Below are 8,960 nucleotides of genomic sequence, written 5' to 3'. Positions count from 1 at the left end.
TGTTCGTTTACCCCCCCCCCCCCCTCCGCCCCGGGCCCCAACTCCCGCCCGGCTGATACGGCGGTTTGACCCCCGCGGGGCCCCCACGGGCCGGGGGGGCCCCCCGGGGCCCGTTCGCGTTCGCCGGCACACGCCCTCGGTCATCTGACCGCCGCCCGGGCGCTTGCGAAGACATCCGGACTGCCCTGACCCCCGGCCCCGCCCCGGCAACCCGTCGGTCAGACGGTGATCGTCTTGTACTCCGTGTAGGTGCCGAGCCCGACGGCCCCGTACTCGCGGCCGATGCCACTGGCCTTGAACCCGCCGAACGGGCCGTCGAAGCCGACGGACGCGCCGTTGACGGTGACCGTCCCGGTGCGGATGCGGCGGGCCACGGCGAGCGCGTGCTCCTCGCTGGCGGACCAGACACCGCCGGACAGGCCGTACTCGGAGTCGTTGGCGATGCGGACGGCGTCGTCCTCGTCGTCGTAGGGGATGACGACCAGCACCGGCCCGAAGATCTCCTCCTGCGCGATGCGCATGGAGTTGTCGACGTCCGCGAAGAGCGTCGGGGTGACGTAGTTCCCGCGCTCCAGCCCTTCGGGGACCTGCGGGCCGCCGGTGACGAGCCGGGCGCCCTCCTCGACACCGAGGGCGATGTAGCGCCGGACCTGCTCCTGCTGGTCGCGCCGGATCATCGGCCCGACGAACGTGTCCGGGTCACCCGGGTCGCCCACCTTCAGGGACTCGATCACGTCCTTGAGCCCCGCCACGACCTCGTCGTAGCGCTCTCGCGGGGCGAGGATCCGGGTCTGCGCGATGCAGGACTCGCCGTTGTTGAGCAGGGAGGAGAACTTCAGCCCGTGAACCGCCGTCGCGATGTCCGCATCGGGCAGGATCACCGCCGCCGACTTGCCGCCCAGTTCGAGGCTCACCCGCTTCAGCTGCTCGCCCGCGATCGCGGCGATGCGCCGGCCGGCCCGGGTCGAGCCGGTGAAGGCGATCTTGTCGACCCCGGGGTGGGAGACCAGGTGCTCGCTCGTCTCGCGGTCGGCGGGCAGGACGCTCACCACACCCCCGGGCAGGCCCGCCCGGTCGAGCAGCTCGGCGAGGAACCCCATGCTGAGCGAGTTCTCCGGACAGACCTTCAGGACCACCGAATTGCCCGCCAACAGGGCCGGGATGAGCTTCGACGTCGCCGAGGAGAACGGCGAGTTCCACGGAATGACCGCGGCCACGACCCCGACCGCCTCGCGCCGCACGACGCTGCGCACCGGCGAGGCCGGGTCGGACGGGACCAGCGTCTCCTCCCAGCCGAACTCCTCCGCCGCCTTCAGGTAGGCGTTGGCCTGCCGGGTCAGCCCCGGTTGTCCGGCCCGGGTGAACCAGCTCGCCGAACCGTTCTCGGCCGCGATCAGCTCGGCGATCCGGTCGGCGTTCTCCTCCCGCAGCGCGTTGAAGCGCCGCAGCACCGCCACGCGCGCCGTCGGCGGCGTCTCCCGCCAGACGCCCCCGTCGAACGAGGCCCGGGCCGCGGCCACCGCCCGGTCCACGTCCGCCGGCCCGGCCTGCGCGGCCCGGCCGAGCAGCCTCCCGTCGTGCGGGGAGCGGATGTCCAGCAGCCCGGCCCGGCTCGGCTCGGTCCAGGCACCCGCGATGTAGAGCCGGTCGTACGTCAGCATGTTCCGCTTCCTCGTCCCTTGAGCGCGTCGTGGTCTCCGGACGAGTCTGATACGTCATCAAATAACCTGTCAAGACAGTTACTCCTCAAGCAGCAAGCGGCACCAAGGTGCGCCGAAATCCGGCCACACAGCACCCAAATGTGCAGTATTCAAGCCAGATCGGCGGACAGTCTCCTTGACAGCCATCCCGGCCGGCGCGAATAGTCGTCACCAGTCAGACCGGTTACCGCGAGGGCGGTCCGCCGGACCGAAGAGCAAGAGAAGAGCGAGAGGAGACACGGCCATGGCAGTCAGCTACACCGGTGTGGTCACCGTGACCGGCGAGGGCCGCAACGGCGGGCAGGTCGTCGCCGACGACGGCAGCCTCACCACGGCGCTCGCCATCCCGAAGGAGTTCGGCGGCGCCGGCGGCGCGACCAACCCGGAGCAGCTGTTCGCGGCCGGCTGGGGCGCGTGCTTCCTGGGCGCCGTCCGCCGCGCGGCCGGCGAGCGCAAGGTCCGGCTGACGAGCACCGCCATCAGGGTCGAGGCGACCCTCACCCACGGCGACGACGGCGAGTTCGGCCTCGGCGCGGTCCTCGACCTCGAACTCGGCGGCGTGGACCAGGAGACGGCCGACGAACTGGCCGCCGCGGCCCACCGGCTGTGCCCCTACTCCAAGGCGACGCGCGGCAACATACCGGTCACCGTCACCGCGACCGCCGTCGCCGGCTGACGCCACCACAGACCCCGCCCGGGCCCGACTCCCCCGACGGGCCCGGGCGGACGCATGTCCCCGAGCGGTGACCACACGCCCCGCGGGGGTCCCGCTACAGAGCGGCCGTCAGCTCCCGGCGCCGCCGTGCTGACGCGCCCGGTAGGTCGCGGCCTTGACCCGGTTCCCGCACGTCCGCATGGCGCACCACTCGCGCCGGTAGCCGCGCGAGCGGTCGAGGTAGACCTGGGTGCACTCGGGCCGGGCGCACTCGCGCAGCAGCGCCGCGTCGTCGCCGCCGAGGATCTCGACGGCCTCGCGGGCGAGCGCGGCCAGCCCCTGTGCCACGGACCCGGTCCTGGTGGCGCCCGAGGGGTGCAGGCGCAGCGTCACCGGCAGTCCCGCCGCGTGCCGGTTCACCTCGGCGATCGCCCGGGTCGGCATCGGCTGCCCGTCGAGCCGGGAGGCGACGAGCGCGTAGACCGCCTCGCGCAGGTCCACGGCGATGTCGAGGTCCGTGGCATCGGCGCCGGGCACGGTGTCGAACATCCCCGACTCGACGAACCAGGCGTCGAGTTGACCGGGCGCGGCCAGCTTCTCCACCGGCACCTCGTTGCGCCGCGCGCGGTAGGTGCCGACGAAGTCGAGGGGCAGGGTCCCACAGGGGAAGGCATGCATCACGTCACCATACTGACCAGTGACCGCTGGATGCGCAATGCCCGTGCCCCGGCCCCGGCCGTTGCCCCGGCCGCACCTTCATCACTGCCCAGACCGGTCACGACGTACGACGGCCCCTCGACACCGACCGTCAAGTGACCGATGTGACGCACGAAAGCGGAGCGGAAGAGTGACCCGCGCTCCGGACAGCCGCCTCCCCACCAGGGGACGCGTCCGCATCTCCCCGAGAGGAACCACATGATCGACAGGCGCAGTTTCACCAAGGCCGTCGGCCTCGGCGCCGGGGCGGCCACCGCCTCGCTCACCGGCCTGCAGGGCATCGCCGGTGCGGCGCCCGCCTCCGGCCCGGCCCCCGTCGTGCCGGACGTCGTCCCCGGCACGCACACCTCCTTCCCCGTCCTGAAGCAGGTCACCGCCGGCGTGCTCGACGTCGGCTACGCCGAACTCGGGCCCGCCGACGGGCCGGTGGTCCTGTTGCTGCACGGCTGGCCGTACGACATCCACAGCTACGTCGACGCGGCACCGCTCCTCGCCGACCTCGGCTACCGCGTGCTCGTCCCCTACCTCCGCGGCCACGGCACGACGCGCTTCCTGTCGTCCCGCACCCCCCGCAACGGCCAGCAGGCGGCCATCGCCCGCGACATCATCGCCTTCATGGACGCCCTCCGGATCGACCGCGCGGTCGTCGCCGGCTTCGACTGGGGCTCGCGCACCGGCGCCGTCATGGCGGCCCTGTGGCCCGAGCGGGTCAAGGCCCTGGTGCCGGTGAGCGGCTACCTCATCACCAACCGCGAGGCCCAGACGAAGCCGCTCGCGCCGGGCGCCGAGCGCACCTGGTGGTACCAGTTCTACTTCGCGACCGAGCGCGGCAAGGCCGCCATGCAGGACCGCACCCACCGGCGCGACCTGACCCGGTTCGTCTGGCAGACGGTCTCCCCGACGTGGCGCTTCGACGACGCCACCTTCGACCGCACCGCGGCCGCCTTCGACAACCCCGACTACGCGGCGATCGTCATCCACAACTACCGCTGGCGGCTGAGCATCGTCGAGGGCGAGCACCGCTACGACCACGACGAACACCTGCTGGCCCGCAGGCCCGCCATCGCCGTGCCGACCATCACCATGGACCCGGTCCTGGACCCGTTCACCGCCACCCCCGCCGACGGCTCCACGTACCGGACCATGTTCACCGGGCCCTACGAGCACCGCACCCTGACGGACGTGGGCCACAACCTCCCCCAGGAAGCCCCCACCCGCTTCGCCCAGGCCGTCGTCGACGTCGACCGGTTCTGACGACCGGGCACCACGCACCCCGGCCCGCACCCATCGGTGGGTGCGGGCCGGGGTGCGTCGCGCGGCGCCGGGGTCAGTCGCGGGTCGCCGGGGTGCAGCGGAAGCTGGTCGGGGCGGCCGGGTCGCCGTGGCCGTCGTAGCGGGAGACCTGCGGGTAGGGGCAGAGGTCGCGCTTCACCTGCCGGCCGGAGGCCGTCCCGAGGGTCGCCGGGAGCGTCCGCGGGGCCTTGCCCTGCTCGACCCAGGCGGTCAGGGCGCCGAGGTCGTCGGTGCGCCCGGTGAGGCCGCAGTGGGCCGTGCCGGGGGCGAGGAAGAGGCGGTAGAAGTCGTCGACCTCCTCCGGGCCGCCCATCTCCCGCTCGACCTGCTCGCGGTAGCGCACCGTGCCGTCGGCCGGGATGAACTCGTCCGCGAGCCCGTGCCAGGTGAGCAGCTTGCCGCCGGCGTCGCGGAAGCCGGAGAGGTCCGGGTCGGCCGTGCCGATGACGTCGTCGTACTCGGCCACCGACTGCCGGAACAGCCGCGCCAGGTCGCCGGAGGTGAGGGACGCGACCTGGAAGGACGGGTCCTTCCTCAGCCACGTCCCCACCCACGCCGCCGGCACCGGGAACGGCGCGCCGACGCGGTTGCCCGCGGCGTCGACCGTGCTGCCCGCGAGGCCGCTCAGGTCGGCGCCGACCGGGACGCCCGGCCAGAGTTTGCGGCCCGCCGGCGTGCGCGGCCCGTCCCAGATCCGCCGCACCACCTCGGCGTCCGCCTCGCTGATGGTCACCTGCCTGCCCTCGCACTCCACGGTGGTGCCGATGAGCCGCCGCGGGTTGAACCCGCACTCGTCGGGTTTGCCGACGAGCCCGTCCACCGCCCCGTCGAGCCCGTCGCACGCCCGGACGGCGGCGTCCGTGAACGCCTTGAACTCGCACGCGGTGGGGTAGGTCTTCGCCTCGTTCATCACCACCTGCGGCCACAGCGTGGCGACTTCGAACCGCGTCCAGTCGATGGCGGGCGCGTTGGCGAGGATCCCGTTGTAGTCCTCGGGATACTTCTGGGCCTCCGCGTAGCCCTGACGGCCGCCGGTGGAACAGCCGTTGAAGTACGCGTAGGAGGTGGCGCGCCCGTAGTGGCCGGCGATGACGGCCTTGGCGACGACCGCCGCCTCGTGCTCGGACCGGGACGCGAAGTTCTCCAGCAGCGCCTCGTCGACCTTCCCCCGGCCGTCGAGCGCCCACTTGGTGTCGACGTACGAGCCGACGCCGGCGTCGGTCGTGGCGGCGGCGTAGCCGCTCTTGACGACGGCCGCGAGGTTGGCGCCGTAGTCGCCCGCGGCGTAGGCGAGTCCGCCGACGGTCTGCAGGCGGCCGTTCCAGTTCTGCCCGGGCAGCCAGACCCGCACCTTGGCGTGGTCACCCTGGCCGGGGTGGGTGAGCGTGACGGTGACGTCGCAGAAGGCCGGGACGTCGGGGATGTGCGCGTCGGACAGCGGGAACACCGCGGGCACGTCGACGGTGCCGGCGGCATGGGCGACGGCGGTGACGCCCTCCACCCGGGTCCCTGGCGGGGCCTGCACGGCGGGGGCGACGCAGCTGTACGGGGTGCGGGTGTCCGCGATGGCGCTCGGCGCGTAGAGCGCGGCGGCGAGGGGCACGGCCGCCGCGAGGGCTGCCAGGAGTCGTCGGTTCATGGGTGTTCCCGTCCTTGGGTGTGAGCCGTGGCCCCATCGGGCCGAAAAGTAACCGTTCTGAACGGTTATTATGCTGGCGGGTGTCCGACGCTCCGTCAAGACGCCCGGACCGCACCGCACCGTCCGAAATCCGGAGGCCGCCGCCACGCCGAACTGGTACGGTGACGAACGGCGAACCCTCGTGAACCGACGCGTGGAGCAGACATGGCAGGCGACGACGACATCTCCGGGTGAATCCCGGACCAGAAGGCCGTAGCGGGTGCGTGGCACCCAGCGCTTCGGCCCGATGCGTCGCGCCCAGCGCCCCTGTCCCCCTGTCTTTTCGGGCCGGACGTGCCTCCGCCCGCTCACTCCCAGGTCGCCTTCATGTCCTCTGCCTCGATCGTCTGCTCCCACCTGTCCTTCTCCTGGCCGGACGACACCCCCGTCTTCCGCGACCTCTCCTTCGCCGTCGGCACCGGCCGCACCGGCCTCGTCGCCCCCAACGGCTCGGGCAAGTCCACGCTGCTCAAGCTGGTCGCCGGGCAACTGCGGCCCGCCGGGGGCACGGTGGCGACGGCCGGCACGGTCGCGCACCTCCCCCAGGACCTGCCGCTGACGGCGGGCCTCACGGTCGCCGAGGTGCTCGGCGTCGCCGCCGTGATCCGCGCCATCGACGCGGTGGAGTCCGGCGACGTCGCCGAGGAGCACTTCACGGCCATCGGCGACGACTGGGACATCGAGGAGCGCAGCCTCGCCCAGCTCGACCGCCTCGGCCTCGCGGGCCTCCACCTGGACCGGCCGCTGGGCACGCTCAGCGGCGGCCAGGTCGTGCGACTCGGCCTCGCCGCCCAACTGCTGCGCCGCCCGGACGTGTTGCTGCTCGACGAACCGACGAACAACCTCGACCTCGGCGCCCGGCAGCACCTCCACGACGCGCTGGACGACTTCTCCGGCTGCCTGCTGCTGGTCAGCCACGACCGCGCCCTGCTCGACCGGATGGACCGCATCGCCGAACTGGACTCACATGAACTCCGGCTGTACGGCGGCGATTTCACCGCCTACGAGGAGGCCGTGCAGGCCGAGCGCGAGGTCGCGGAGAAGAACGTCCGCAGCGCCGAGCAGGAGCTCAAGCGCGAGAAGCGCGAACTGCAGCAGGCCCGCGAACGCGCCGAGCGCCGCGCCGGCAACGCGGCCCGCACCCTCAAGAGCGCCGGCCTGCCCCGCATCTTCGCCGGGAACATGAAGCGCGGCGCCCAGGAGTCCGCGGGCCGCTCCGGACAGGTGCACGCGGCCCGCGTCGACGAGGCCAAGTCCCGTCTGGACCAGGCGGAACGCGCCATGCGCGACGACCAGCGCCTCACCCTGGACCTCACCGGCACCCGGGTGCCCGCCGGGCGCGACCTCTTCATCGGCGAACACCTGCAAGTGCTGCGCGACGGCACGCCCTTGTTCACCGGCGGCGGCGTCGGCCTGAGCGTCCGGGGCCCGGAGCGGATCGCCCTCCTCGGCCCCAACGGAGCCGGGAAGACGACCCTGCTGCGCCTGCTCGCCGGGGACCTCACCCCGGACGAGGGCCGGGTGAAGCGCGCCGACGGCCGCGTCGCCTACCTCTCCCAGCGCCTGGACCTCCTCGACCCGGACCTCACCGTCGCGCAGAACTTCGCCGCGGCCGCCCCGGAGCGGCCGGAGGCCGAGCGGATGAACCTCCTCGCCCGCTTCCTCTTCCGGGGCGCCCGGGCCCACCTGCCGGTGCGCGCGCTCTCCGGCGGCGAGCGTCTGCGCGCCACCCTGGCCTGCGTGTTGTGCGCCGAGCCCGCGCCGCACCTGCTGCTGCTCGACGAACCGACCAACAACCTCGACCTCATCAGCGTCGGGCAGCTCGAAGGCGCGCTCGACTCCTACCAGGGGGCGTTCCTCGTGGTGAGCCACGACGAGCGGTTCCTCGCCGGGATCGGGGTCGACCGCTGGCTGCGGCTGGCGGACGGGGTCCTGGAGGAGACGGGCCCTCCCGTGATCTGACGGTCCGTCAAGAAGCCCGGCGGCTGACACGTGTGTTCTCCCGCGCGCTACCACGTGCGCGAACGTCACCTGGCTGAAGGGTTATTTCACCTTCGACGCCGTGCGCGGGCCCTCGACACGGGTACCATGCGCAACAACGTCCACAGGCAGGAGTGACCGGTCGTGACCAGCCAATCAGCCGCCTCGCTCCGATCGCGGTACGCCGTACAGGCCGCGTCGGATCTCGCGGGGAACCGCCGCCGGCAGCAGGAGCTCGCCGACGAACTCACCAAGCTCCAGCAGGAGGAGGCGCTCCTCGTCGACATCATGTCGGTGGCCGAGCGCTACAGCGACGACACCGGGCCCGCTCCCGTCCAGGAGCAGGCCCAGGAGCCGACGCCCGCCCCGGAGCCGGCCCGCACCCAGGACGAGCCGGCCCCCGCCGACGCGTCCGCCGACACACCCACCGAGGCACCCGCCGAAGCGCCCGCCGCGAAGGCGCCGCGCCGCAAGCGGGCGCCGCGCACCCCGTCACCGCGGGCCGGCTCCACGGCCGCCCCCACGGTCAAGGCGGCCGCCAAGTCCCGCCGCGTCGCGAAGGTCCCGTCGCAGCGCCCGCTGCTGGGCGACGTCCTGACGCACCTGCTCGCCGGCCACGGCGAGCCCCGCACCGCCAAGGAACTGCGCGACGAGTTCCTGGTGGCGCACCCGGACCGCGAGCCCACCCCGCAGGTCGTGCGCAACGCCCTCGGCGCGCTCGTCGCGAAGGGCCGCATCGAGCGCCGCAAGGACCAGCGGTCGGTGATGTACAGCCTCGTCGAGGACAGCGGCACCCCGGCCGGCTGACCCCCTCGGGGAACACCAGCGGGGGGGGGGGGGGGGGCCCCCCCCCCCGGCGCCCCCCGCCCGCCCCCCCCCCCCCCCCCGGGGGGCCCGCCCCCCCCGCGCGGCGCCGCCCCCCCCCCCCCCCGCCGGG

At 73.4% G+C, this 8,960-nt stretch carries 7 protein-coding genes; 4 read left to right on the top strand and 3 right to left on the bottom strand.

The genetic code is table 11. The annotated features are described in order from the left end of the window. Positions 1-218: 218 nt before the first annotated feature. Complete coding sequence (locus ACFV4F_RS17855; RefSeq protein WP_380503462.1) at positions 219-1,661, bottom strand: aldehyde dehydrogenase; 1,443 nt, start codon at positions 1,659-1,661, stop codon at positions 219-221. 283 nt (positions 1,662-1,944) lie between these two features. On the opposite strand from ACFV4F_RS17855, the gene ACFV4F_RS17850 reads away from it, so the two are divergent. Beyond that, complete coding sequence (locus tag ACFV4F_RS17850) at positions 1,945-2,376, top strand: Ohr family peroxiredoxin (protein WP_380503459.1); 432 nt, start codon at positions 1,945-1,947, stop codon at positions 2,374-2,376. Between the two features lie 108 nt (positions 2,377-2,484). Here ACFV4F_RS17850 and ACFV4F_RS17845 read toward each other — a convergent pair whose 3' ends face one another. Next, positions 2,485-3,033 (bottom strand): CGNR zinc finger domain-containing protein, encoded by a 549-nt coding sequence (locus ACFV4F_RS17845; RefSeq protein WP_380503456.1) that lies wholly within the window; start codon positions 3,031-3,033, stop codon positions 2,485-2,487. 237 nt (positions 3,034-3,270) lie between these two features. On the opposite strand from ACFV4F_RS17845, the gene ACFV4F_RS17840 reads away from it, so the two are divergent. Next, positions 3,271-4,326 (top strand): alpha/beta fold hydrolase, encoded by a 1,056-nt coding sequence (locus tag ACFV4F_RS17840; protein ID WP_380503453.1) that lies wholly within the window; start codon positions 3,271-3,273, stop codon positions 4,324-4,326. Between the two features lie 73 nt (positions 4,327-4,399). On the opposite strand, the gene ACFV4F_RS17835 is transcribed toward ACFV4F_RS17840, so the two are convergent. Next, complete coding sequence (locus ACFV4F_RS17835; protein WP_380503451.1) at positions 4,400-6,004, bottom strand: tannase/feruloyl esterase family alpha/beta hydrolase; 1,605 nt, start codon at positions 6,002-6,004, stop codon at positions 4,400-4,402. A 366-nt stretch (positions 6,005-6,370) separates the two neighbouring features. Here ACFV4F_RS17835 and ACFV4F_RS17830 point away from each other — a divergent pair, with 366 nt between their 5' ends. After that, complete coding sequence (locus ACFV4F_RS17830) at positions 6,371-8,005, top strand: ABC-F family ATP-binding cassette domain-containing protein (RefSeq protein WP_380503448.1); 1,635 nt, start codon at positions 6,371-6,373, stop codon at positions 8,003-8,005. A 162-nt stretch (positions 8,006-8,167) separates the two neighbouring features. After that, complete coding sequence (locus ACFV4F_RS17825; RefSeq protein ID WP_380503445.1) at positions 8,168-8,830, top strand: hypothetical protein; 663 nt, start codon at positions 8,168-8,170, stop codon at positions 8,828-8,830. The last annotated feature ends 130 nt before the right edge of the window (positions 8,831-8,960 follow it).

Origin of the sequence: Kitasatospora sp. NPDC059722 (assembly GCF_042733235.1) — a bacterium.
Lineage (GTDB): Bacteria > Actinomycetota > Actinomycetes > Streptomycetales > Streptomycetaceae > Kitasatospora.
Note: the sequence above shows the minus strand (reverse complement) of the source record. Positions and strands in the feature narration are given on the sequence as shown.

Excerpts from the sequence above, each read along its gene's own strand:
- ACFV4F_RS17855 (WP_380503462.1), bottom strand. The coding sequence starts at position 1,661 with ATGCTGACGTACGACCGGCTCTACATCGCGGGTGCCTGGACCGAGCCG.
- ACFV4F_RS17850 (WP_380503459.1), top strand. The coding sequence starts at position 1,945 with ATGGCAGTCAGCTACACCGGTGTGGTCACCGTGACCGGCGAGGGCCGC.
- ACFV4F_RS17845 (WP_380503456.1), bottom strand. The coding sequence starts at position 3,033 with ATGCATGCCTTCCCCTGTGGGACCCTGCCCCTCGACTTCGTCGGCACC.
- ACFV4F_RS17840 (WP_380503453.1), top strand. The coding sequence starts at position 3,271 with ATGATCGACAGGCGCAGTTTCACCAAGGCCGTCGGCCTCGGCGCCGGG.
- ACFV4F_RS17835 (WP_380503451.1), bottom strand. The coding sequence starts at position 6,004 with ATGAACCGACGACTCCTGGCAGCCCTCGCGGCGGCCGTGCCCCTCGCC.
- ACFV4F_RS17830 (WP_380503448.1), top strand. The coding sequence starts at position 6,371 with ATGTCCTCTGCCTCGATCGTCTGCTCCCACCTGTCCTTCTCCTGGCCG.